Below are 22,841 nucleotides of genomic sequence, written 5' to 3'. Positions count from 1 at the left end.
ACTCTGTTCGTTGCCTAAAAAGGTGTGGCAAGCCACATTTAATCGGGCGCTAACGCCCCGAACCCCGTCCAAGCTGAGCCAGCTTGACCGCTTTTTCACTCGCCGTTAGGCAGGAAAGCAAAGTTTTATAGAAACTTTGGCTTTCGCCAATTCAGTGTTAAGACTGGTTTAGAGCTGTCAATTCCTTATGCTCCCACGCTACGCTCGTCCGCTACCATTGACAGCAAACAGTTAGTTTTTTTGAATCTTAACAAGAATCTAACTGCTATATTCCTTTTTAAGGGCCTTATTTCTCGTTTCTAGCGATTTTGAGACTGTTTATATATATTTATACCAAAGCAAAAATAAAAAGCCTCATCAGGCTTTTAGAGGGCTAAATAACGAAGCCAGGACGATTAATAATATCTTCTTGTCTTTTTTGCAAAACATAAGTATACAGGGAATCATACAAATTCTTTTTGATCTCGTCAGGTTCATTGACAGAAGCTTCAAACAATTCTTGAATATCAACTTGCCAAGGATCAGCAAGCATTTCATCAATGGTTTTTAATACTTTCTTTTCGTCCATCTTGATTACTCCTAACATCAAAATAATGATTTCAATTTAGATTCACAGATTTTACAGTACCGTTATTCAAAATTTGTTACCAAACTTATAAAGATTCTTTGCACAGAACGATTAAAAAAATGGCTTAAAACAGCTTAATCCGCAACACTTTTTAAATATTTAAAACATAACAATCTTAGTTTAGGTGCAAACATAAATTGAATTAAAAATATGCTCAATTAAATAACGAGAAAAATTGATTGTATGGCTATCAGCAGACCGAGTGAAATGAGGTCAATGCGCACTTACACCCTTGACAAGTGTCAAGGGTAGATTTAATACCCATCGAAATGGGTATTATTTGTATTAGAAGGCTAGCGCCAACTATAAAAAGCCTAGAATAAACCCTCAAAAACATAGAGCTAAATCTCAAGATTAATCAATCACATTACGAAGGATCCAATGACTATAAGCAAGACGAGCACCGGGAGTTATTACCCAAGGGTGATTAATTTCGAAAATTTGAATTTCAGTTGCTAAGTAAAGTGGCGTCTTACCATGATTAAAAGCAAAAACGGGTTGCGGAAAATCAGGCTTACTAGCAACTTGATGAACACTTTGACGAGAGTTCATCTGCCAACGAATTTTTAAATCTTCACGCGACAATAATTGCGGTAATTGTGTTTTTTCAATTTGAGCTTGTTGCTGCAACTTTTGTGTAAAGGCTTGTTTAGTCTTGTTTTGATGCCAATCATCAAAAAGATCATACTTGTTTGATTTAAAATCTAAATCCATAAAGCCAGCCTCCTAACCAAAATCAATTTTATCCAGCATCGTTTCAGTACTAGCCTGGTCTAAGCCTAAATAAGCTAAAGTCATTGCTTCACTGGAATGATTGAGCAAATTCATGACTAAGCCAATATTATAATTTGATTGCGTGTAAACGCGATAAGCCCCGGTTTTACGCATCGTATGGGTCCCTAGATAATTAATTCCTAACAGATCGCCAACCTTGCTCATGATTTTGTAGAACTGTTTTTCCGTGATATGGCGTTCTGGGTGTTGAATGGAAGGAAAGAGCCATTCAGAATCCAGCTGATGATCAAGTAGCCATTGACGGTACAATAAGAGCTCTGTTTGAACCGGTTTAAGGTACAAGGTATTAGGTTTACCAGTTTTTCGGTCGTGAATAAACGCATTTTGTTTAATAGAACCGTCCGGATTAAAAATATCGGCCTGTTTTAAGCGCATGACATCACTGACTCGCAGCAGTGTCGCTTTGCCAACTTGAAAAACTGTATAGTTACGCCGGCCAGCTTTAAAGTTGTTGAGTAAGGTATCTTGAACCTCCTTGAGAACATTTGAATCTTTGATGGGTAAGACAACTTGTTGCATAGTTTTAGCTCCTTAAAAAATTGATTTTTAGTACAAATTAAAGTACAATATTAAGTACAACGAAAGGGTGGTAAATATGACATTAGCACTAACACAGAGCGATTTTCGCGCTAACCTAAAAAAATATTTAGATCAAGTTAATGACGAAGACGAAACCGTTTATATTGCTCGTTCAAATAGTCGTGCAGTAGCCATCGTTTCACAAGAAAAAATGGACTGGCTAGAAAGAGCATTAAAAGCGAAAGAAGGCTCGTTAGAATATGCAATTGCACGTGATCAGTTAATTAAACGCCATGTTTTACCTGACGATGAAATTGTTGAATCAGATGATGATTATTGGGGTCAGTTTAAATAATGAAAAAACTAAGATTTAAACCACGTGCAACCTTTAATGCTGATCTAAAACGGCTAGCCAGTTTAGACAAATCTATTATTGATGAAGTTCGAGCAGCCATCGACCTGTTGCTTGAGCAACAACAATTACCACCAGAATTTGAAGATCATGAGCTTAATCGGCGAATGAGCGGTTATAATGAATTTCACTTACGAGATACCCCGAAAAACAAAACACCAAGCGAAACTAACGATGTCCTGGTGGTTTATACGATTGATAAAGATGAACTAGTCTTAATTGGCATTCGAGTCGGATCGCATGATCGTTTATTTCCTGGTCAAAATCGTGCTAAAAGGTATCGAAAAAATGACAAATAGAAGAAGTTATTTTTATAATATGAAAATAAATAACCCCCAACATCTACATTATAGATTTTGGGGGCTATTCTTTCAATGTTTTTGAGGGGCGATTTGTTAAAAATGGACCCTAATATTAATTTAAATGTTTCTGAAGTCGTATAAAAGATCAGATAGTGTCTGGTTTTTTTGTATGAAATTTAGTAAATACTTTCTAGTTATTATAAATTGTTCACCGGAACCTCTAACTTTAGTTGCTAATAGTTGCTCTTGATCAGGATTTGGTTCTGGACCTGTTATTTGAAAACTATGGATTATTCGGTCACGCTGCTCTACAAGTTCTGAAAACAGACTAATTATATTTTCTGGAATAACATCGGAATATTGTTCTTTCATAACTTTATGCAGAATATTCCCTGAAGTTCGATCAATTAATTCCCACCAGTTGTGTTGATCACCACTGATTTTAAGTATATTTTCTATAATAAAAGCATTGTTGGAGTTAAAAACACTTATAGCAGAACCAAGAAGCTCCCTATAATCATCATTCGGTAATGACTGTCTTGTATATTTTTCGTACATTATGTTTCACCTCTTTTAACATCTAATATAGAAACGTAAATGATATAATGATTAAGTCGTTCGTCACCCTTGTCGTGCGGAGAGGGGGGTGAAAGCCATGTACGATTTAATCGACAACATATCTCAACTTGTCAATGCACTTATTATCGTGTGGTTTACGTGGTGGCTAAACAACCGTAAACATTGATATTAGTGTAATCGAACGACTCTAACTACGCAAAAAGCCTTCAGCAACTTAGGACCTTGCTGAAGGCTTTTGTGTTTGTCATGTGCCATGCACTCGACAACATATCTCTAAGACTATTATATCATGCTTTAGATTAATTACTACTATTGGGTCTATTTGATAGTTATAGACCCTAATTTAGTGTTATATTTTGAATGGATTGTCGAACTTGACGTGCATCACCAGCAACATAGAATTTAACACCATACAGCTTAACTTGGCCATTTTCACCGATTATATCAACACTTTCAGGAGAAATGCTCGTTAGCAAGTCCTCTTTCCACTGATCTTGATCAAGTAATTGAGTACCTTTAGGTTCAATATAAATCTGATAAATGTAAGATTCATTAGCTAAATACAAGACAAAGTCCGGCAAGAAACCAGCATAGTGAGACACATTATCGGCAAATTCATGTAATTTAAGCTTAGTATTACGCTCATCACTACGAATGAGGTAAACATCTTTATACTTGTTTTGCAGTTCTTCAACATAGCCTTGGATCAGTTCAATTAAGCTACGTTCTAATTTGTCGACGATGGCTTCGTTATAGACAAACCACGGTGCCTTTTTATAGTCATAAGTTTGAATTAACTCATGAACACCAGCATTAGAATAGTTAACGGGAACACGCTTTTGATAGTCCTGAACGACTTCCTTAATTGGCAATCCAATAAATTTATTAGTCCCACGTTGACGCTTGTAGTTCATGATTAACATGCGTTGAATATACGCTAGATATTTTTCAACGACTAATAGCTGCGTTTCTCGACTAAGCACTGTATCTGCACCAGTTGATACCGTCGCTTGGATTTCTTTTAGCTGTCCTAGCCACTGCGCATCATACATAAACTCAGATATAGAATTTAGCGTCGGCATATATTTTTTCATGGTATTGAATCTGAAGAAAGGATTCCGTGCCATTGCTTTTTTGACGAGGGCATCATCAATCTTTACCAGTCGTGTCTCATTCATACCAGCAACATTTTGTGTATCAAAGGCAGTTGCTTCTAGGGTTGCTGTCTCAATGTTAACGGTAGGTAGTTCTGCAACAGGGACTCCATATTTTGCCAAACCATTATATTCACTTTCAGGAACATCTTCAACGTCATTGTAATACAGCTTGCCATATTGATAGACATCAGATTTCTTAAATGACTTTTTAACTGTCGTGGTTAAAATATCAAAGTCCTTATCATCTTCAACTTGTAGCTGCATTGCTTCAAAGGACTTCGTCAGATTATCAATATATTTTTTATCGTTAATCGTGTGATAGTGTAAGGACTCTAATATCTGTAATTCTGGCGTACTATGGTCAAATCGTCGCGTGAAAGAGGTTGCATCCTCATAGACGAAGGGATTGTATCGCGCACCACGACCAATTAATTGCGCCTCACTATTAGTTTGTGTTGACGTAACAGGTTGCTCACCAATTCGGACAATATCATACAAATTTAAAACATCCCAACCTTCAGAAAGTTTGGCGACGGCAAAAATAGCTCTAAAGGGATTACTTGGTTCCTCTAAAGTATTCAAATTACGTAAATCATTTAAGTCCCCTAAAATGCCATTGCTACTCGTATCATTAACATTAATTGTATTCAATGGTTGAAAATCACGTTGCAATTCACGTACCAAGCTTCCCATATCAATTGTTTGATAATAAGTATAGGCTTGGCGCAAAGTAGATGATTGCGTGGTTTGTAGTTGCTTTGCAATAAATTGCGCCAGATCTTCAGCAGTTAGCCGATCCATCATCGTCAAAAATTGATCACGAGCCGCTTTTGAAACAGCTATTTTATTGGATTTAAATAAAATAACCGGCTTAAAATCTTCCACACCCGCCTGAATCGCCATCCGCTTACGATATTGTGATAACAATACCGCGTTTAGCATCTTTTCGTTATCATCAGCATTGGCTTGCAAACGAGCAATTTTCTTTGAATATCCTGCATTTTGGAACTCTTTTAAGTCATATTGAAAAATGATTTTATCACGATATTTTTCGTAAATAAACTCGTTATTCAAATCGATCGTGGCTGTAAATTCTAACTGACGATTTGCTTTATTAGCTTGTCGAATACGGTCTAAGACATACTCCCAAGCTTTATTTTTTTGATCTGATTTGCTCTTAGTTCCAGCAGAAAAATGATGCGCTTCATCAGCTAGAATAATCAACTTCTGTTTCTCTAAATCACCATAAGTTAAGCCATTTTCTCGTGGTGTATTTAACTCATTCGCTAAAGTTTGGATAGTTGTTAGCCGTAAGTAAATCACACCTGGTTCACTATTTGTTGGAAAGCGGGTTACTTCTCGCAATTCAATCGTCTCGCCATCAATACTGAGTGGTTGTGAAAAGAGATACTTTGGTGATTGAACATTCAGCATGTTTTCACGCGTTTTGGCAATTACCGCGTTAGTATTAACGACAAAAAGAAAATTTTGATAGCCAAATTCATGATAAAAATACAATATATCGGCTGCCATCACATCAGTTTTTCCAGAACCAGTGGCCATATGGAATAACAATTGATTGAAGCGACTGGCAACATGGTCATCTTTTTGCGTGTAATTCAGGTTGTATAGTGATTGCTTTTGATAATCACGTAGCTGATGTTTGAGGTTGTGCTTAATGTAGTCCGGGTAAACAAAAGCATGTCTGGGTTCATCGTTTTTTAAAAAATCACTCGTATATTCTTTAATTTCATGAACAATGGGTAAGACAAGTTCTCGTGCTTTCTTTTTTACCATCACAGATCACGTTCCCCATAAAAGCTCTTATTAAAGGCAATATCACTCTCAGACATCAGCTCTTGTACATCACGATCTTCCATATCACTGTAAGCATAATACAACTGATTCTTATCAATGACCTTGATCATCAGCTGTTTTTTATCAGCTAATGACATCGCTTGATATTCAGGATCTTGCATGACTTTTTCGACATCAACGCGGAAATCAAAATCAGCCCCACCCGCAATCATACGATTAACAACGTCTTCTAATTGCTTCGTCGTTTCTGCATGTTGGATATCTTTGAGATAGCCTTGATTCTTTTCCATTAATTCAGCATAGACAAATGAGCCACCGCCTTGCCAATTAACATCTTTAGATATCCCACCTTGTTCACCAGCAATCACCTTTTTGAGGCGCTCAACAGAAACTGTTTTAATATAATCCATCTGTTCAATACCAATAAAGCGACGATTCATCTTCATGGCGACTGCTTGAGTTGTTGCCGATCCCATGAAAAAATCAAGAACCATATCATGTTCAGTCGTGGTTACCTTCATGATTTCACTCAGTAATTCCTCTGGTTTTGCATAATCAAAATCGTCTCTATCAAACAAGTTGTCAATCTGATCATTACCTAATTTATTAATGGTTTTTCCATTACTTAATTTGAGTAAAAAATCAGAATAAACAGCAGAGGATTTATTTTTAGCATTATCTTCATCTTTGAAAATACGTCGAAATGGCCTATCACCTGACATGAAAGCATAATCATCAGGGAAACCTATCCCGCCATTTTCATACCATTCTTGAAATGTATCTTTAGCGACTGCCCAGGAACGTTTAGGATTTACTGGATATCCTTTACCTGTTTTTGGATTTACCATCGTATAGTTTGAATTAGGTCGTTCTTGTACGGTTCGTTGGCTAGTTAAATCAGCCTTACGCCATGGCCTATTAGGAAAGTCTTCAGTTTCCAGATATTGACGTTTAACCTCACGTCCCATAATTTCATCGTTCTCAAGTCCCGCAGTATAAACCAATATCCAATCAAAATCTTGTGATAAATTATAAGGAACATCTGATTTACCATTACGAGTTTTACGCGGTATCGTACCAACAAACTTATCACTAGTGAAAATAGAATCAGCTAATACTTTCAAATAATGCATACCGTCTTCAGAAATGTTAATCCAAATTGACCCCTTTTCAGATAACAACTCTTTTGCGATTTCCAAACGATTTTTCAAGAAAGTTAACCATGCTGAAAAATGAAAATTAGAATTATACTTAAACGCATCTTCTGCAATTGTTTTTTTAAAGAAATATGGAACATCCAAATAAATTAGTTTCACACGCCCCGTATAACGCTCTTTCAAGCTATGTAAAGCAATTAAATTATTTCCTTTGATAATCAAATTTTCGTCATCAAACTTGTCAGTGGATACACCTTCTAAATTTTCTTTATCATACTTAGTAGCATTGACAAATATTTTAGGTTCTAATAATTGATCAATTTCAGCCTTAGCAATCGTTTCATGCAAAAAGGGTTCGTCAGCATCTTTTTGATCTTCTTTCGTCATACCAGCTTTTAACACGGTATCTTTGAATGGAAAATCTAGAACCACATCAGCAGTTTCATCAATAAACTTACCACCAGCAGTCAGGCCAATTTTATTCTCAAATTTTGTGTAGCTATCTTGCCAGTATTCTTTATACGTAAACATTTCAATAAATTCGTTTAACTTAAAAATCTCTACACTTTTATCATCTATAACAATTGACTCAGTATAGGTATCATGAATTAGTTGATTGGCTAGTAATGCCTTCATCAACATAGGTGTATAAGCATCAAGGTCTTCTATTACTTTGTTGCGCTTTAGAGTGTCTTTATCTGAAAAGTATGTGTTACCAAATTCCTTCAAAATAGACTTTGTTGTCTCCATAATTTTTGAATCAATCATTTTTTTGCTCTCGTTTTTTAAATTGCCACCACTTTTTATTTGGCTTTTGTGGCGATTCTTTTATATAGTCTGTTGTTTCTTTTGGAGAAGAATTCTCTGTTTTTATATCTTGTGGCGGCATATTTAATGCTTTTAAATCTTTGATCTCTGCCTTATATTCTTCTAAAAGTTTTTTATCCTGTAATGCTAACCGTTGTTGCTGATCTAGAAGATTTTGTAGTTGGTTTATTTGTTCATCTTTTTTGGTTAACTGTTCGGCTAATAGATCGGTAGCATTGTGACTAGCCTGTTGCTGTTTCTTGATCTCGTTGGTAATCGTTTTAACGGCTGTTTCAGTCAAATAGTTTTTGTTATTTTTCTTGATAATATTATCCGCAGGTAACTTTCGGGCACGGTATATGACCGTGTCCTTTTTAACGCCTAAGCGTTCGGCAAGTTCTTTGTAAGTTAACATATGAATTCAGTCCTATCGTTCGTCTACGATACCACCACTAATAATAATCAGCGGTTTGTCATCTAGCATATCGGTCTCAACACTAACAGCTTCATAGGCGGAAACTTCTTTAGCGGTATCGTTGGAAACATATACGGTGGTACTGTCATCATATTGGTTGAGTAACTGTTTAAGGTCGCCAACAGTTAGCTGCGTAACGCGTGGAATATTCATGGAAAACCTCCTAAAAAGTATGAGAATTACTATGTAGTTTACATAATGCTGATTAGTCAAAGTAGGGCCGGAATTACCGATGTTACAGCACTTTTTAATTTTTGCTTGTGATTTTAAATTGGTCTACCTAACTACATTAATCAAATCGCCGATTTAATACGATTTAGTAAAATGGAAAGTTTGTGAATTTTAGCTAATTTTTGATTGATAAATAGCATTTTATATCGGTAAAAAACATCGAATTACCGATAGCTAATTATAGCACGGAATTACTGGAGTAAGCACTGAATAATATCTTAGCACTTGGTGTTGCACCGGTGATGTACTTATGAGATAATCTAGATATTAAATTAAAATATAGCGGGGTGTTTAACATATGGCTGTTTCGGATAGAAACACTAGAGTGACGATAACCGTAGATAATGAAATGCTGGCCGAATTAGATAAGTTGGTGGCAAGTGAGCGAAAGGAATGGGACAAGGAACCGCATGACGCATTCATGACACCGCCGAATAGATCTCAAATAATCCGTATGGCGTTGCGACAATACATCAATTTTGAAAAGAATAGTAGTATGTAGTCCACAGTCTCAAAAACGCTTACCTAAATTGTGGGGCGTTTTTTTGTTGCGAAAAAAAGGTATTGACGGCGCACGCGCTTTCATGTAAAATTCGAATTAATAATAATAGACGGATTAAACATCATGTAAAAAATAATCGCTTATATATAGCATGTATCATGTAATTAATCTTTTTCTTAATGAAGTTATTTAACGTAATACCAAGATATAGTATTGTGTAAAATCGATTGTAAGTGATAGTAATAATTGGGTAATTGATAAGATTGAAACAGTGAGTAAAGGGGGATAAGGGAATGGCAAGGCAACAGAAACAAGATAATAACCAAGCAGAAAAGGATTTAGGCGTATTATTTGCGCCGCGGGCGGTATCGATCGATAAGGTGAAACTACAGGGCCATATAGACGAATCAAAGCGAGTTGAGCTGCTACAGCATCTAAGTAGTATGGCGTACTCCCTTAGTCGTGACAAAAAAATTACTGATAAGTCATTAAACGTTGAGTATCGGCCACGTGTGGGTGGTGTGGGTGGTGTGGTTGAAGTGTACCTATCGTTTACTAGCAGCGTGATTAGTCTTGAATTCAATCCTAATCGGTGGACACTTAAGCCTGAGCGCGGTTTATTGTTCCTCATGATTAACAAGCTTCAGTGGTACCTAGTTACCGATAGTTGGACGGTACAGCGCTTGGATATAGCGTTTGACGTGTACGAGGATCTCAGCGAGATGAATATTGTTATTGATCGTCGTTTAACCCGTGAGCATTGGGGTTCGATTGCAGATGAAGCACTTAAGCGTGACAAACTAATCAAAATCAATACCAAGATGAATGCAGCAAACCAGTACAAGGAAGAGACTTATTACTTTGGTAAACGCAGCAACAAAAGTGACTTGATCCGCATATACGACAAGTACGCTGCTGAACGTGATCGGGAGATAGACCCTGAAGCGTTGAAAGAGTTAAAGTTGAAACATAAAAACTACTGGCGCATTGAGTTTGAACTCCATAAAACCACAGATATAGCCAAAATGCTTAACGGTGACATTGACCTATTAGGCGGCTTCAGCATAACTGAAGACTATAGCTATCGCAGTATTAAGCATTACGTAGAGACTGTACAGGCTAAAGCCAAGAATGATCGTTACAACTATGAAGTCAACGTGGACACGCGGGTACGATCGATTAACAGAGTGGTTGCCGAGTACCTATTCGCATTGGACGCATACCTACATGGCAACTCACACTTCAAACTGCTAGCCGAGGGTATGCAGCGCGAAATTAAAACTTTGGCTGAGTCACTAGCCAAAAACTCCAAAAATCACACTTCAGCATTCAATCAGCAATGGGAAGAGAATCTAGTGGGTATTCAGCGTGAGGTTAGGGGCTACCAGTCACGGTCTAAGGCAATTGTAGCGCAATTGGTCGTAGCTAAATTAGATAAAGATAATCCCAATCATGATCTAGCCGTAATGGTCACAGCACTTTGGCCACAGCTCACTGAAGCCATGCAGCTAAGTAATCCAAAAATTGCAGGCAATGATGCTTTTGCTAAACGATTCAACGAGTATGAGTTAGCAACCGCGCAAATAGGCGAAGATGTAACCGAACCAGCTGAAGACGAACTACTAGCACGCTTTGGCAACGGTGATACTAATAATCCGCTTAAAAAGTTACCAGATTAATTCAAATTTACGCATGGTTTTAACCAAGCAAACAATAAAGGGGGTGATTAATTCAATTCGCGAATCCGTTGGTAGGGGTGCTAGCGGTAGTAGCTGCACATACACGCAGGGCATATTTTAAAAACAAGCAATGAGTAGGCGCTCTATTCCTTTACAACAAACGTAATCGAATGGAGATCAAAAAAATGATAGAAATAAAACAAAAATCAGTAGTGCACGACTTAGTTAAACTACTTTTCGAAGATATGAAGACGATATATGACATGGACATGTACATTGCGCAGATCAAGGACGACAACGGCATAATTGCACAGCTGATTGCAGAGACGTTCCGTGCGAAAGCAGCCAGTCATACTATGATTAATAGTATTGTTAGAGGTACTAAGACTCTACGTGATAACGGGTTAACCACCGAAGAGACTGCTACTGTATTCACAATGCGATTAGTCAGAATAACCAATACCAGAGATCTGGCAACATCGCTAGAATACGGCGTGAAACAGTTGATTGATAATGAATTCAACGACGACGCGCTAACAGATCTATATAGTTGCCTGGCAAACGAGACTGACGAACAGCGTGAAGACGTTGAATGGCAGGCAGCGTTAGTTGAACAGTTGGCTTTCATCATGAAAGCAGGTGATGTACGTGATGGACACTTACGGAAACTTAAGCAGAAAATCGATAGGTTGCAAGGGAGTGGGCTTGATCGAGAAATCATTCAAGAGATAGTACGTAATAAGTTGGCATTCAAGGGCTATGGGAATTCGTGGCGGACAATTGAATATATTCCTGATGGACGAATTAGCTGGTAAATCCACACCAAAAATCAATTTTTAAAAATAAAGTATTCGTTTTGCATTTTACTAAAACAGTTATATAAGTCCATAAAAATAGAGGTTTCTTGTATGTTTTACCAAAAACGGTAATTGCGAGAAACCCTTATTTTTATGGGAAAAATTTCGCGCACAAATTTTGGCTAAAAAATGGTCGTTTTTGGTACCTTAGCATTATTAATACTGGCTGCTGTATTTGAATCGTATAAAATCGGTTATTTTTGATTGATTTTGGCACCTAAACGTCAATGAAAATGGTATTTTGGGTACAAAATTAATTGAATTACATTAAAAATTACTCTAGCAACTTGCGAAAATCCCAATCAGCTGAAGTATTATTTGGATTAAAACCTTGCATGGCACGTTTATCAAATTCAATACGTTTTTGATCGGCGTTAGCAGTTTCCTTGTCAAATAAGAATTCGTAACCAACCAGTGGTTTGCCACGACCCTTCCCGTACACTTTTCTAATTTTTAAATGCTTAAATGCATTAGCCATATCCATACGAGTTGATTTTGTGAATACGTGTTTATCGATATCACTAATTGAGTAGCTTTTTGGCACGGTTAATAATTCTCTAAACTTATCAATTGGAAGATTTAAATATCCAGTCGTTCGGTATTGCTTCAGCAAGCGATACAAAGTTTTTCCGTACGTTGTTGACAATGCTACAAATTCCGCCAATTCATATTGATCGAAATTACCGCCTGTAAAATCGTTTAATATATAACTAAATTCAGGGTTAACACTAACATCTAATGTTTGGCTGTTAGAGTCGGCTGTAAACCGTGTAAAGAGGATGAACATATCAAATGATTTCCCGTCTGGTGACCAACGAGTCCCAGATAGATGAATCAGTTTCTCGGCTACGCTATGTAAGTATTTAGTGAATTCTGCATCATCTTTTTTCCTTTTCCAGTTAGCGAGTTCTTTCAATCTGGTAAATGATAGTTGTATCTTATCCATTGATTTATCGCGCATTTGTTGTACCACGGCCATGAAAATATTTAGCTCTATCTCGCTAAACTTACGCATCGGAACGGTATTCAAATCATTATGGTATTTAACTATTTCGTGCAAGACTTTCCCTCCTTTTTTAATTAAAGAGTATTATAACACACATCATACCCTTATAAACGCGCAAAAGTACCCTTATAAACGCGCAAAAGTACCCTTATAAACGCGCAAAAGTACCCTTATAAACGCGCAAAAGTACCCTTATAAACGCGCAAAAGTACCCTTAAACATTGCTGTATCCCTTGGGAATCTAAGGATACAGCACGCCTAAAAAGGGTTTTAAAAAAGGTTTTAAAAAGGTATATAAAAAGGTGGGCTACGCCACCACACAGATATAAATCAAAATTTCTAAGACTGAAACAACTAAATCAAATTCCAGCATTTTACCTAATAAGTAATATAAGACGTTTTAAGAGGTTTTAGGCATTTCGTACCCAATGATACTAAAAACAAATTCAAACGCCTTAAACAGGATATCAGGCACTGATGCTTTGAAACCATGATCTACTTTAACGGTATGGTAAAACTCTGATTTTATCCAGATTATAATTCAGTGTTTTTTGGATAAAAGTTATCCGGTATAATTTAAGTTCTATTACATTTTAATATAAGTGAAATGAGGAGATACACGTGAAGGCTAAGGGGTTAGCTAAGGCAAAATATTGGATTATTGGTGGGGTATTATTGGTTATTGTTGTTTTACTTGGTTTATCAAGGACGACATTGCCACATTTAGGCTTTATTAATGTGCGTGGAGTCTATATTGAGCACGATAATTCATTCGGGAAAGAGAGAACGATTACTGTCGTGTATCGCAATGGTCAGTATGCCTCTGATATCTATGGGGAAACACCGGGTGGAGTAATTGACGAAGACTCTGAGTGGGGTCACTATGAAAAACGGGGTAATAAGCTCTATAGATATGTGGAAAAGGGACTACAGGGGACGTATTATAATGGAGTCGGTTATTACTCTGATATCCCGATGAGCTGGCGTGGAATTGATAAAGGAAGAAGTTACCAGGTCACGGCCAAAGGACTGAAGACATACTATGGCGGTAAAGCAGGCACTTCGCTTGCAGACAAGAGCGACAAATGGGTTTATTCATATGAAGAAATAAAAAAGGGCTACTCAGATGATGATGATTATCAGCGGGTTACACCTAGAAAATTTGATAAGCATAGGAATGGTTGGGGTAATAATTAAATAAAAAAGTTACTTTAACTTGAGCATTACCAAAATCAAGAACGTCCACAACGGGGGAACGGTTGGATAATCATGGTCTATTAGGTTCAGAATATAAGTGAAATGAGGAGATGTATATCAAAGTTAGGGAGTGTCAAAATCGTGCTAAAAGGTATCGAAAAAATGACGAATAGAAGAAGTTATTTTTATAATATGAAAATAAATAACCCCCAACATCTATATTATAGATATTGGGGGTTATTCTTTCAATGTTTTTGAGGGGTGATTTTGTAAAAAATAGCCCCTGAAATTGCTTGTAGGATTATCACTTGGTGGTTCTCTATTCAGTTACTAACTGTTGGACAGTGTCAGATCCTGCGTTTGATTGATGGTCGTGACGCCGATTCAGTCAACTACGAACTGGCTAAGATCTGCCAAGAATACGGGCACATCATGAAGTCCGTTACCGCTGACAACGGGGCAGAATTCGCAGCGGCGGGGACGGTGCTTGACGGGGTTGCCGACCTTTATTATGCCCACCCTTACCGCTCTTCAGAACGAGGCACAAATGAGGCGCATAATCGAATGATCCGTCGTGATGTGCCTAAGGGCCTGTCCATGGATACTTTAGGCCCTAGTGATATCCAAGCAGTGGAAGCCAAGCTAAACAACTTACCACGCCGGCAGTCAGGTTACCAAACCCAAAAGAGCTTTTCTCCGCTGCCGCTGGCTAAAGATTGAATCTTTAAAATATGAATATCAATGAAAATACTGTCTTACCGGGATTTATTGCGTGGCTAATTTGTTCTTGCAATTTGGGATCGCAAATTTTTACTCATGATTTTCGTCAGTACGGTGATCATGTATGGCATGATGTTTCTAAATGTTTTTTCTTTTACGCACATCCATATCAGCGTGACTAGAATCTTGATGGCACTAATGATGGGAGCGGCAATGGCCATCATCATGTTGTTATTTATGTGGCAGATGTATCCTAGTAAGAAGAAAAATGGTTTGATTTTAGTTATTTCAGCAGTTATCTTCGTTGCCTCTTTGTTCATGGTGCGGACGCAAACCGGGGTTTCCGACATTTCCTGGATGAAAGCCATGATTCCTCACCATAGCATTGCTATCTTAACGAGTACTGAAGCTGATTTAAAAGACCCAGAAGTCAAAAAATTGGCTGATGAAATAATTGAGACTCAGAAGAAAGAAATTAAAAAAATGAATCAAATGATAGAACGTCTGCAAGAATAAGATTAATATCTCGATAGAAAAAACTCGGTAAATACTAGTTAAACTAGTGCTTACCGAGTTTTTTATTAGCTATCTTGCGGCATTCCGCGACGATCACCGAGTTTTTTTGCTAACTCATCGTCTTCATCAGCTGAATTACCGCCCATATAGCGTTCCTGCTCACTATCATGTTTTTCTTGTTGACCATGATGTTCATCATCTTCAAAACCAGATTCAGAATGATCATTTTCTGTTAAATGACCAGCGTCGAGGCCGGAAGTTTCTTCGTCGGTATTCATGTGATCTGCTTCGCCATAACGTTGAGAATCATGGATTCCTTCGTCCCCATGAGGATTACCTGAAGTTGATTCAGGGGCGTCTTCATTTCCCGTGAGGCGACCGTGATCAAGATCAGAATTTTCTTCGTCGGTGTCCATGTGATCTACTTCGCCATAGCGTTTAGCATCATGAATATTGGCTTGTGCAGGGTCGTTTTGCGGATCAGTATAATTTTCGTTTTTCTCTAGTGTCTGTTCGTGTTTACGTTCTGCTAGTTCTTTCTCATTTTCTTCGCGCGTTTGGTGATGTGTCATCTAAAAAGTCCTCCTTTGAATAAATGCTTGTTATGAGTTACAAATTTATCGTAACAAGTTGACAAGATGGTTTGCAATGGAAATGCTTTCTTGTTACTCTTTCATACCGTCAGTCGAGCCAGCACTCATAATATAGTGGCTGGTCCTTGTGGGCATAGTAAGGCAGTTTTATTAACTTTAATCGATCGAAAATCACGGTTCCTTTGGGCATACCGGTTAAAAGATCGGACGACAGCGACTGTTAATGAAGCACTAACTAAGTTCCTAACCACTTTTAATGGTCCGGTGCACAGCTTTACTGTGGACCGTGGCACTGAGTTTAGTGGGCTAGTATCACTTGAATCACAATATGGTATTAAGACCTATTACTGCCATGCTTATACTCCAGCTGAACGTGGTAGTAATGAACGCTTTAATCGGAATTTACGTTATTTTTATCCTAAAGGGACTCGTTTTGAGCACATTAGTGCTCAAGATTTAACGACGACGTTACTCCAAATTAACCAGCGACCGCTTAAAATACTCGACTGGCAAACACCGTATCAGGTTATGCTGACAAATTTGTCCAAAAATTCGGATTAAATTTGCAATCTACCAAAACATTGCTAACGCTTATATCAGTGCTGCTATTTAATTAAAATGCGACATCCCAACAACGGGGTGGCGCATTTTTGTTTGCAATGCGGTGACAAATGGGCCGGAAACAAAATAAGTGAGTGATAACTCATTTTAATGTTGACAAACCGAGATGTACTGATTATACTAAAGCCATTAAGTGAGTGAGTATACACTCACTTTGAGAAAGAGGGTTATTAAAATGGCAACGGATTATGTCATCGCCAAGCAGGTCAGCAAGCACTTTGGTCATCAGCAAGTGCTCAATCAGATTGATTTGACACTGCCGGCTGGAATGATTTATGGCTTGATTGGGCCATCAGGAGCTGGGAAGACCACCTTGATCAAGAGTATTTTAGGGATGGAAGCTGTGGATAGTGGCACTGTTAAAGTCATGGATACGGTGATGCCCAATAGGGCGGTAATGGCACAAGTAGGGTATATGGCCCAAAGTGACGCTTTGTATGAGACACTAACGGCCCGTGAAAACCTGACCTTGTTTGGGCAATTGATGAGCGTTCCAAAAATAAAGTTAGCACAGATGATTGATTATGCAGCCGGATTAGTTGATTTAACGTCCCAATTAGACAAGCGGGTCAGTGGCTATTCGGGTGGGATGAAACGGCGCTTGTCGTTGGCAATTGCCCTGATTCAGGATCCCCAATTATTGATTTTAGATGAACCGACCGTTGGGATTGATCCAGAATTACGGCAACAAATTTGGACCGAACTAAATAATCTCAAGGATACCGGTAAGTCGATGCTCGTGACAACGCATGTCATGGACGAAGCAGAACGGTGTGATTATCTCATGTTGATTCGGCACGGGATTGCGCTTGCTGAGGGGACACCCGCGGCACTGAAACAACAGTATGCAGTAGATACGATCGAACAGGTCTTTTTGAAAGCGGGGCGGATGCAAGATGCGAACGATGGCAATCGTTAGACGAGTTTTTAAGCAAATGTTACGTGATAAGCGTACCTTGGCGCTGATGTTTTTGGCACCATTGCTGATTATGACGCTGATGTATTTCTTATTTCAAAACAACACGACGCAAGTAGCAAGCTTGGGTGTTCATCATGTAGACCAATCCGTGGTTAACGTGATCGATACCAAAAACGTGACGATTCATCATTATGATAGTTCACAGGCACGGAAAATGATTAAGCAGCATGATCTAGATGGCTATTTGACTCAGAAAAATGGTCAATTGACGATTACTTATTCAAATAGCAATCCAACCAACACGTCTTTAATTAAGGCGAGTTTACAATCAGGATTAGTCAAGTTGAAAATGAAGACGCTGGTGACCGTTACTAAGAAACAGCGCGCGGCCCTTGAATCGCAACAAGCCGCTTTGAAGAAGCTGACAGCAGCCCAGACACAAGCAACGGTGACCAAGCTGAAGACTGCCATTGCACAAGCCCAGGCCCGCGGTGACCAGGCAACTGCTGAGAAATTACAAAAGCAACTCAAGCAGGCCACAGCCACGACGTCTAGTTCGACTCAGTCAGCTAAAGCAACCAGTTATACGACTAAGTCTCATTATATTTATGGTAGTAGTGATTCAACGTTCTTTGAAAACTTTTCGCCAGCATTTCTCGGTTTCTTTGTCTTCTTCTTTGTGTTCTTGATTTCTGGCGTTTCACTTTTGAATGAACGCACTACTGGAACCCTAAGCCGGCTACTTGCAACCCCAATTCGACGGAGTGAAATTATTATGGGCTATCTAATTGGCTATGGGGGCTTTGCCATCATTCAGACTGTTCTGACCGTTGTTTTTACAATTGTGGTCTTCAAGATTCACTTAGTTGGTAGTATTTGGCTGGTCTTTCTGACTAACTTATTATTAGCGTTAGTGGCTTTGACCTTGGGTATCTTTATTTCCACCTTTACTAACTCAGAATTTCAAATGATTCAGTTTATTCCACTGATTGTTGTACCACAAATCTTTTTTGCTGGGTTGGTTCCAGTCGATGGCATGGCCAGTTGGTTGCAAGCAATTGCCCACATCATGCCGTTATACTATGGTGCTAATGCGTTGACGGCTGTTGTGACAAAGGGTGCTGGGCTTGGCGATATTGGTGTCAATTTGTTAATATTAGTAGGGTTTATGGTCGTACTAACAATGTTGAATATTGTTGGAATGAAACGTTATCGGAAGGTGTGAGGATATGGAACGACCACGGATACGGGATTATTTTCAACAGGATCTAAGTCAGAATGAAACGATTACACCTAAGCAACGGGCCATCCTCCAGGCAAGTCTCGATTTGTTTGCTGAAAAGGGTTTTGACCAGACCAGTACTAGTGATATTGCACAACGGGCCGGCGTTGCGGAGGGGACGGTCTATCGGCGGTATAAGACTAAGGTTGCCTTACGGGATGCCATCTTAGCACCAATTACCGCGCACATTGTGCCAATCTTAGCGAGTGATTTTTCAGAGGATAAATTACGGCAGCGTTATCCCAGTCTACAGGCATTCGTCACAGCAATTTTTACGGACCGAGTTGCATTTGCTAAAGCTAACATGAAAGAGTTAAAGGTCATTTTTGAAATGGCAGCTTTTGACACCGAACGACGCGAACAGATTCTTAGCCAGATTGCGCCTAAGATGGTCAAGCAGATGGGAAGTGTCATAAATCAACTAAAAGCAGATCATTTGATTGTGGATTGGCCGAATGATTTGATACTGCAAAGTTTGTTATCGCAGCTATTCGGTTACCTAGCGCGGTTAATGCTGGAATTGCCGGGAACTGAAATTGAGCGCGAACAAGCGTATTTGATTACGGTGATGACCAAAATATTGACCCCGGGTGAACATGATCAAATTACTGGTCAGTGAGCTAACTGTTACTTGATATAAACTAAAGCCACTTCTGTACTTAGCGGTCATTTGAACGCTAAGTACAGAAGTGGCTTTGGTCGTTGCTACGCGTGTTCGTTTGTTAATCTGCTAGTATCGTCATTTTATTCAACAAACTAGTTTGTAACTGGCTGAGTGTGGTTGTCATGTAGACCGGGTAAAGATCTGGGTTGACGAGCCGCTGGGTTGTTCGTGGGAGCTCGGCAAGTTTAGCCTGGGTCGTTGCCTGAATGGTTGTAACCGGAATTGACGTGGTGTTGGACAAATCTACCGGCGCGAGTAAGGGCCGGGCTTCAAAATGGGTGAGTCGCTGGTGACGGTCGACACTGAGTGGGTCACTGGTGACGACGGTTAGGCTGGTCGCATCAACGATCGTCTCGGTAGCTAGTGCAATCAAATCAGCAAAGGCCCGCTGAGTTCCTGGTTCGTACAGACGATAGACTTGCTTATCACCAGGAATCGTTAGTTTTTCGCGACTGGCACTGACCTTGATCTTGGGGGTGCTCTGACCATTGCTCTCAGTTGCCGCAAGCTTGTAGACGCCACTTAGAACCGGTGCGGACGCGCTAGTGATGAGCTTTTCACCGATACCAAAATTATCGATCGGTGCGCCTTCGTGCAACAGCGAGGTAATGATGTGTTCATCCAATGCGTTAGAAATAGTGATTTTTGCATTGGGAAAGCCAGCCGCGTCCAATTGTGTCCGGGCAGCTTGTGATAAAGTCGTGACGTCCCCCGAATCGATTCGAATACCGACGGGTTCATGCCCAGCTGCTCGTAGCTCCTTAAAGACCGTCACCGCGTTAGGAATCCCAGAGTTAAGCACATCATAAGTATCGACTAGTAGCGCACTATTGTCAGGATATTGTTCGGTCCACTTGCGAAACGCCGTTAGTTCATCTGGGAAAGCTTCAATCCGACTGTGGGCCATGGTACTAGCAACGGGAATATCAAACAGCTTCGCAGCGAGAACGTTTGAAGTACTATTGGCGCCACCAATAATGGCTGCCCGGGTGCCGTAAAGTGCGCTGTCCGGGCCTTGCGCACGGCGCGCACCGAATTCCATAATTGGACGTCCTGCCGCGGCATAACTCAGTCGACGAGCTTTAGTGGCAATCAGTGATTGGTGATTGACGATATTTAAGACGAGCGTTTCAAGTAATTGCGCTTGCTCAAGTGGTCCAGTGATTGTCAATAGTGGTTCACGAGGAAAGACCAGGGTTCCTTCTGGAGACTGGCAAAGTAGGCGGCGGCTTTTTTTAACATATCACGCTCCAATGCTAATTCGGCATTTTCACGTTTTAAGGCACGGTTCTCAGCTTCTAAAGAAGCAAACGGCGTTTGCTTTCCATCTTCGGTATATAGCTTCCGCCAACGATACAGGGCACTTTCAGGAACACCAAGTTCGGAGGCAATGATTTTAACTGGTTTGGAAGAGTTAAAACTCAAACGTACCGCATTTTTCTTAAAATCTTGGTCGTAGCGATTGCGTGAATAGGTCATTTTGAGGACTCCTTTCGGATAAATCAATTCTCTTATGTTTCTGTCCGAAATTCTAGTACAGACCCTCCATAATTTGTATGCTCTTTTCTAGTACATATTTACGATAATTATTCGATTACCAAAAATGCCACCATTTTTTATTAGTTATATTTTTAGCTGCCTGTTTTTTTGCACCATCAGTTTTTGCAACTTGGCTTTTTTCTATACTTTCAAGATCTTCAACTGGGCCATCTAATTTTCGTAGGCGTTCTTTCAAATGGCGATCTTCTGCTACTGTTGCTAATTGTAATTGTTGTTGTTGGTCTATTAGTTTTGTTAAATGATCTATTTGTCTGTCTTTGCTACTTATTTGCTGGTCTTTGGTCGCAAGCTGTTTGTCACGTTGAGACTTTAAATCTGCTACCTCTTTTCTTAGAGTAGCAATTAGCTCATTATTTTTTTTGCTAGTCTTTGTCGCTTTTTTGCTACCTATTTGTTGATCTTTTGCTACCAAAGGCTTTGCTACCTTGTCCCTAATAATCCTTTCAGCTGTAAGGCTAATCATGTTTGTACCTTGACTATCTTTTTGTTGGTTCTTTGTTGGTAGTCTTTGGTAGTGATATTGAATAGTTTGTTTAGAGACCTTCAATTCATCAGCAAGTTCTCTAATAGTTTTAGGCATTATTTCCAAGCTCCTTTCGGAGTTCAGCAAGTGCTTCTTGTCGTGCTTGATCTCTTATTTTTTTATCATGTTCGGCTTGTTTGACAGCCAATGCTTGCTTTTCAGTAGAACCTAGAGTTAACCCCTTAACTTTATCAATGGCACGCCATTTTTCCTGTTCTGTTAATTCACCATTATGCTGAATGTTAAAGAGTTTTTGACGTTCATCTTGAAATTGACCTTGTGAGAAGTCGTTAGCGTCTTTCTTTTCAGGCTTCCAAGTAAAAGAATACCCAATCACTGGTTTCCCGCGGCCTTTACCATATTTCTTTCGAACAGTTAGGCCTCTAAAAAGAGGGGTCAATTCTTCTCTGATTGGTTTAAGAACGTATCTATCAACGTCTCCCGGTTTTTTCCAATAACTTTTAGGAATATCAAGTAACTCAAAAAAATCTTCTTTTGATAAAAAAGCATAACCGGTTGTTCTGAAACCTTTTAACAATCTAAAAGCGGTTTTAGCATAACTGCTTCGAAGATCTCTAAATTCCGCTAAAGCATATCTAACCCACGTGTCTAAATTATTAAGAAGTGGCAAAGCATCTTTATATACTTCAATGTCTATATAAGGAGAATCAGCTTCACCAACAATTCTGAATTTAGTAAACATAACAAACATTTCTCTATTTAATCCAGATTTACTACGTCTTCCAAAATGAAGCCCCATTAACTTTTCATAAGTTCTTTGAATATCATCTTCAAAGCGATTATTTGCAGTCGGTTTATAGTTGCTCAAATCTTTAAGTTGTTCAAAAGAAAATCTAACTGTCTGATCTCCCTTATCACGCATACGAGAAATAATTGAAAAAAATAGATTCATTTCAATAGGGGTGAATTTACGTAACGGAATGGTATTAAGTTCAGGATCATATTTTATAAGTTCATTGCTCATAATCACACCTCCACAACTATTATATAAAATCAACGATTGTTTATCAACGATCACCATTAAAAACCTCGTTGATAAACAGACAAAACCTCGTTGATAAACAGACAAAACCTCGTTGATAAACAGACAAAACCTCGTTGATAAACAGACAAAACCTCGTTGATAAACAGACAAAACCTCGTTGATAAACTTCTATAAGCCTTGGGAGAGTAAGGCTAAAAAGGGGTCTAAAAGAGGTTTAAAAGAGGTTTATAAAAGAGGTTTAAAAGAGGCGCCACTGTACGAGGTCAAAACCTAGAATCAAAAAACACAAAGGAGTGAGCCAAAAAACAGGCTCACA

Annotated in this window: 21 protein-coding genes and 3 pseudogenes; 11 read left to right on the top strand and 13 right to left on the bottom strand. The window is 38.9% G+C overall.

Annotated features, from left to right (window positions below; all coding sequences use genetic code 11):
* Positions 1–373 precede the first annotated feature (373 nt).
* The 3 genes from EKM80_RS12160 to EKM80_RS12150 form a co-directional block, all read right to left on the bottom strand.
* Positions 374–586, bottom strand: coding sequence for a hypothetical protein (locus EKM80_RS12160; RefSeq protein WP_054737378.1), 213 nt, complete (start codon positions 584–586; stop codon positions 374–376).
* Positions 587–982: 396 nt separating this feature from the next.
* Positions 983–1,342: a hypothetical protein gene (locus EKM80_RS12155; protein WP_063490259.1), complete on the bottom strand. Its 360-nt coding sequence runs from the start codon at positions 1,340–1,342 to the stop codon at positions 983–985.
* A 12-nt stretch (positions 1,343–1,354) separates the two neighbouring features.
* Positions 1,355–1,942, bottom strand: a complete 588-nt coding sequence (locus tag EKM80_RS12150; RefSeq protein ID WP_010012550.1) for a site-specific integrase — start codon at positions 1,940–1,942, stop codon at positions 1,355–1,357.
* 76 nt (positions 1,943–2,018) lie between these two features.
* Here EKM80_RS12150 and EKM80_RS12145 point away from each other — a divergent pair, with 76 nt between their 5' ends.
* Both EKM80_RS12145 and EKM80_RS12140 read left to right on the top strand, forming a co-directional pair.
* Complete coding sequence (locus EKM80_RS12145; RefSeq protein ID WP_003586674.1) at positions 2,019–2,297, top strand: type II toxin-antitoxin system Phd/YefM family antitoxin; 279 nt, start codon at positions 2,019–2,021, stop codon at positions 2,295–2,297.
* Positions 2,297–2,653, top strand: a complete 357-nt coding sequence (locus tag EKM80_RS12140) for a type II toxin-antitoxin system YafQ family toxin (RefSeq protein ID WP_027822196.1) — start codon at positions 2,297–2,299, stop codon at positions 2,651–2,653. The genes EKM80_RS12145 and EKM80_RS12140 overlap by 1 nt, the downstream gene beginning before the upstream one ends.
* A gap of 120 nt (positions 2,654–2,773) precedes the next feature.
* Here EKM80_RS12140 and EKM80_RS12135 read toward each other — a convergent pair whose 3' ends face one another.
* From EKM80_RS12135 to EKM80_RS12115, 5 genes are all read right to left on the bottom strand, one after another.
* A complete protein-coding gene (locus tag EKM80_RS12135) occupies positions 2,774–3,214 on the bottom strand; it encodes a hypothetical protein (RefSeq protein WP_027821369.1) in 441 nt (146 codons plus the stop codon).
* A 359-nt stretch (positions 3,215–3,573) separates the two neighbouring features.
* A complete protein-coding gene (locus EKM80_RS12130) occupies positions 3,574–6,189 on the bottom strand; it encodes a DEAD/DEAH box helicase family protein (RefSeq protein ID WP_125553578.1) in 2,616 nt (871 codons plus the stop codon).
* Complete coding sequence (locus EKM80_RS12125; RefSeq protein ID WP_125553576.1) at positions 6,189–8,135, bottom strand: site-specific DNA-methyltransferase; 1,947 nt, start codon at positions 8,133–8,135, stop codon at positions 6,189–6,191. Before EKM80_RS12125 ends, EKM80_RS12130 begins: the two co-directional genes overlap by 1 nt.
* Positions 8,128–8,589 (bottom strand): MarR family transcriptional regulator, encoded by a 462-nt coding sequence (locus tag EKM80_RS12120; RefSeq protein WP_125553574.1) that lies wholly within the window; start codon positions 8,587–8,589, stop codon positions 8,128–8,130. The genes EKM80_RS12125 and EKM80_RS12120 overlap by 8 nt, the downstream gene beginning before the upstream one ends.
* Before the next feature lie 12 nt (positions 8,590–8,601).
* Positions 8,602–8,802, bottom strand: a complete 201-nt coding sequence (locus EKM80_RS12115) for a hypothetical protein (protein ID WP_125553572.1) — start codon at positions 8,800–8,802, stop codon at positions 8,602–8,604.
* A gap of 873 nt (positions 8,803–9,675) precedes the next feature.
* On the opposite strand from EKM80_RS12115, the gene EKM80_RS12110 reads away from it, so the two are divergent.
* Positions 9,676–11,061: a hypothetical protein gene (locus EKM80_RS12110; RefSeq protein WP_125553570.1), complete on the top strand. Its 1,386-nt coding sequence runs from the start codon at positions 9,676–9,678 to the stop codon at positions 11,059–11,061.
* A 185-nt stretch (positions 11,062–11,246) separates the two neighbouring features.
* Positions 11,247–11,876, top strand: a complete 630-nt coding sequence (locus EKM80_RS12105) for a hypothetical protein (RefSeq protein ID WP_125553568.1) — start codon at positions 11,247–11,249, stop codon at positions 11,874–11,876.
* 316 nt (positions 11,877–12,192) lie between these two features.
* Here EKM80_RS12105 and EKM80_RS12100 read toward each other — a convergent pair whose 3' ends face one another.
* Entirely contained in the window at positions 12,193–12,978 is a 786-nt protein-coding gene (locus tag EKM80_RS12100) for a replication initiation protein (protein WP_125553566.1), read from the bottom strand.
* Positions 12,979–13,545: 567 nt separating this feature from the next.
* Here EKM80_RS12100 and EKM80_RS12095 point away from each other — a divergent pair.
* The 3 genes and pseudogenes from EKM80_RS12095 to EKM80_RS12085 all read left to right on the top strand — a co-directional run bounded on the left by EKM80_RS12095 (position 13,546) and on the right by EKM80_RS12085 (position 15,357).
* Positions 13,546–14,121, top strand: a complete 576-nt coding sequence (locus EKM80_RS12095; RefSeq protein ID WP_125553564.1) for a hypothetical protein — start codon at positions 13,546–13,548, stop codon at positions 14,119–14,121.
* A gap of 342 nt (positions 14,122–14,463) precedes the next feature.
* Positions 14,464–14,834, top strand: a pseudogene (locus tag EKM80_RS12090) (IS30 family transposase); the annotation flags it as partial.
* Between the two features lie 103 nt (positions 14,835–14,937).
* The gene (locus tag EKM80_RS12085) at positions 14,938–15,357 is read left to right on the top strand and encodes a DUF305 domain-containing protein (RefSeq protein ID WP_125553562.1); all 420 of its coding nucleotides are present in this window, start codon (positions 14,938–14,940) and stop codon (positions 15,355–15,357) included.
* Positions 15,358–15,422: 65 nt separating this feature from the next.
* Here the strand turns inward: EKM80_RS12085 and EKM80_RS12080 are convergent, their stop codons facing one another.
* Positions 15,423–15,929 carry a hypothetical protein gene (locus tag EKM80_RS12080; protein ID WP_010012263.1) on the bottom strand — a complete coding sequence of 169 codons (507 nt, stop codon included), beginning with the start codon at positions 15,927–15,929 and terminating at the stop codon, positions 15,423–15,425.
* 135 nt (positions 15,930–16,064) lie between these two features.
* Here EKM80_RS12080 and EKM80_RS12075 point away from each other — a divergent pair.
* From EKM80_RS12075 to EKM80_RS12060, 4 genes and pseudogenes are all read left to right on the top strand, one after another.
* Positions 16,065–16,511 (top strand): annotated as a pseudogene (locus EKM80_RS12075) (IS30-like element ISLpl1 family transposase); the annotation flags it as partial.
* 235 nt (positions 16,512–16,746) lie between these two features.
* Entirely contained in the window at positions 16,747–17,490 is a 744-nt protein-coding gene (locus EKM80_RS12070) for an ABC transporter ATP-binding protein (RefSeq protein WP_125553560.1), read from the top strand.
* On the top strand, positions 17,468–18,715 hold the full coding sequence (locus EKM80_RS12065; protein WP_107791782.1) for an ABC transporter permease: 1,248 nt from the start codon (positions 17,468–17,470) through the stop codon (positions 18,713–18,715). Before EKM80_RS12070 ends, EKM80_RS12065 begins: the two co-directional genes overlap by 23 nt.
* A gap of 4 nt (positions 18,716–18,719) precedes the next feature.
* Positions 18,720–19,391 carry a TetR/AcrR family transcriptional regulator gene (locus EKM80_RS12060; protein WP_107791781.1) on the top strand — a complete coding sequence of 224 codons (672 nt, stop codon included), beginning with the start codon at positions 18,720–18,722 and terminating at the stop codon, positions 19,389–19,391.
* A 103-nt stretch (positions 19,392–19,494) separates the two neighbouring features.
* Here EKM80_RS12060 and EKM80_RS12055 read toward each other — a convergent pair.
* The 3 genes and pseudogenes from EKM80_RS12055 to EKM80_RS12045 form a co-directional block, all read right to left on the bottom strand.
* Positions 19,495–20,915, bottom strand: a pseudogene (locus EKM80_RS12055) (nicotinate phosphoribosyltransferase).
* Between the two features lie 115 nt (positions 20,916–21,030).
* Complete coding sequence (locus EKM80_RS12050; protein WP_010620839.1) at positions 21,031–21,576, bottom strand: DUF536 domain-containing protein; 546 nt, start codon at positions 21,574–21,576, stop codon at positions 21,031–21,033.
* Entirely contained in the window at positions 21,569–22,504 is a 936-nt protein-coding gene (locus EKM80_RS12045) for a replication initiation protein (RefSeq protein WP_125553557.1), read from the bottom strand. Before EKM80_RS12045 ends, EKM80_RS12050 begins: the two co-directional genes overlap by 8 nt.
* Between the last annotated feature and the right edge of the window lie 337 nt (positions 22,505–22,841).

This window comes from Loigolactobacillus jiayinensis, assembly GCF_003946445.1.
GTDB lineage: Bacteria > Bacillota > Bacilli > Lactobacillales > Lactobacillaceae > Loigolactobacillus > Loigolactobacillus jiayinensis.
Note: the sequence above shows the minus strand (reverse complement) of the source record. Positions and strands in the feature narration are given on the sequence as shown.

Excerpts from the sequence above, each read along its gene's own strand:
- EKM80_RS12120 (WP_125553574.1), bottom strand. The coding sequence starts at position 8,589 with ATGTTAACTTACAAAGAACTTGCCGAACGCTTAGGCGTTAAAAAGGAC.
- EKM80_RS12155 (WP_063490259.1), bottom strand. The coding sequence starts at position 1,342 with ATGGATTTAGATTTTAAATCAAACAAGTATGATCTTTTTGATGATTGG.
- EKM80_RS12070 (WP_125553560.1), top strand. The coding sequence starts at position 16,747 with ATGGCAACGGATTATGTCATCGCCAAGCAGGTCAGCAAGCACTTTGGT.
- EKM80_RS12145 (WP_003586674.1), top strand. The coding sequence starts at position 2,019 with ATGACATTAGCACTAACACAGAGCGATTTTCGCGCTAACCTAAAAAAA.
- EKM80_RS12065 (WP_107791782.1), top strand. The coding sequence starts at position 17,468 with ATGCGAACGATGGCAATCGTTAGACGAGTTTTTAAGCAAATGTTACGT.
- EKM80_RS12060 (WP_107791781.1), top strand. The coding sequence starts at position 18,720 with ATGGAACGACCACGGATACGGGATTATTTTCAACAGGATCTAAGTCAG.
- EKM80_RS12045 (WP_125553557.1), bottom strand. The coding sequence starts at position 22,504 with ATGAGCAATGAACTTATAAAATATGATCCTGAACTTAATACCATTCCG.
- EKM80_RS12125 (WP_125553576.1), bottom strand. The coding sequence starts at position 8,135 with ATGATTGATTCAAAAATTATGGAGACAACAAAGTCTATTTTGAAGGAA.
- EKM80_RS12085 (WP_125553562.1), top strand. The coding sequence starts at position 14,938 with ATGATTTTCGTCAGTACGGTGATCATGTATGGCATGATGTTTCTAAAT.
- EKM80_RS12080 (WP_010012263.1), bottom strand. The coding sequence starts at position 15,929 with ATGACACATCACCAAACGCGCGAAGAAAATGAGAAAGAACTAGCAGAA.
- EKM80_RS12050 (WP_010620839.1), bottom strand. The coding sequence starts at position 21,576 with ATGCCTAAAACTATTAGAGAACTTGCTGATGAATTGAAGGTCTCTAAA.
- EKM80_RS12135 (WP_027821369.1), bottom strand. The coding sequence starts at position 3,214 with ATGTACGAAAAATATACAAGACAGTCATTACCGAATGATGATTATAGG.
- EKM80_RS12130 (WP_125553578.1), bottom strand. The coding sequence starts at position 6,189 with ATGGTAAAAAAGAAAGCACGAGAACTTGTCTTACCCATTGTTCATGAA.
- EKM80_RS12160 (WP_054737378.1), bottom strand. The coding sequence starts at position 586 with ATGTTAGGAGTAATCAAGATGGACGAAAAGAAAGTATTAAAAACCATT.
- EKM80_RS12115 (WP_125553572.1), bottom strand. The coding sequence starts at position 8,802 with ATGAATATTCCACGCGTTACGCAGCTAACTGTTGGCGACCTTAAACAG.
- EKM80_RS12140 (WP_027822196.1), top strand. The coding sequence starts at position 2,297 with ATGAAAAAACTAAGATTTAAACCACGTGCAACCTTTAATGCTGATCTA.
- EKM80_RS12150 (WP_010012550.1), bottom strand. The coding sequence starts at position 1,942 with ATGCAACAAGTTGTCTTACCCATCAAAGATTCAAATGTTCTCAAGGAG.
- EKM80_RS12105 (WP_125553568.1), top strand. The coding sequence starts at position 11,247 with ATGATAGAAATAAAACAAAAATCAGTAGTGCACGACTTAGTTAAACTA.
- EKM80_RS12110 (WP_125553570.1), top strand. The coding sequence starts at position 9,676 with ATGGCAAGGCAACAGAAACAAGATAATAACCAAGCAGAAAAGGATTTA.